At 37.9% G+C, this 694-nt stretch carries 1 protein-coding gene; it reads left to right on the forward strand.

The genetic code is table 11. The annotated features are described in order from the left end of the window. On the forward strand, positions 1-507 hold a 507-nt coding region (locus ACRCJ0_RS17725), incomplete at its 5' end, for an ATP-binding cassette domain-containing protein (RefSeq protein ID WP_431391464.1). Positions 508-694 lie beyond the last annotated feature (187 nt).

Genomic DNA, 694 nt, shown 5'->3' on the forward strand with positions numbered 1-694 from the left:
GATGCTTGGTTATACACTGATACTGTCTTAGAAAATATTCGTTTCGGTAAGTTAGATGCTAATGACTATGAAGTCCAAGAAGCAGCAGAAGTTGCCAACGTTGACCATTTCATCAATACCCTACCTGGCGGTTATGAAATGGAAATCAATGAAGAAGCTAACAATATTTCATTAGGACAAAAACAATTGATGACTATCGCTCGTGCCGTGATTGCGGATCCAGATATCTTAATCTTGGATGAAGCGACATCATCAGTAGATACCCGTCTTGAAAAATTGATTCAAGAAGCTATGAATAAGATTATGGAAGGCAGAACGAGCTTCGTAATTGCCCACCGTTTATCAACGATTCGTGACGCTGACTTGATTCTAGTTATGCAACAAGGGAATATCACTGAACATGGTACCCATGATGAATTAATGGCAGCAGATGGCTTCTACGCTGATTTATACAATAGTCAATTCTCAGAAGAAACACCAATGGACGTTTCAATGGGATATTCTTAATAAACGATACGCATATAATCGTACAAAATAAAATAGTGTTGGTGGAAAATGCACAATCATTTCCACCAGCACTATTTTTTGTGTACAAGAAAACCATTTTGATATGACCTTTCTAAGACGAATTTGGGAAAAGAATTACCTACAGGTAGTAAAAAAGGGCGATAACAGTGCTGTTACCGCCCTTTTG

Source organism: Aerococcus sp. L_32, assembly GCF_050689315.1.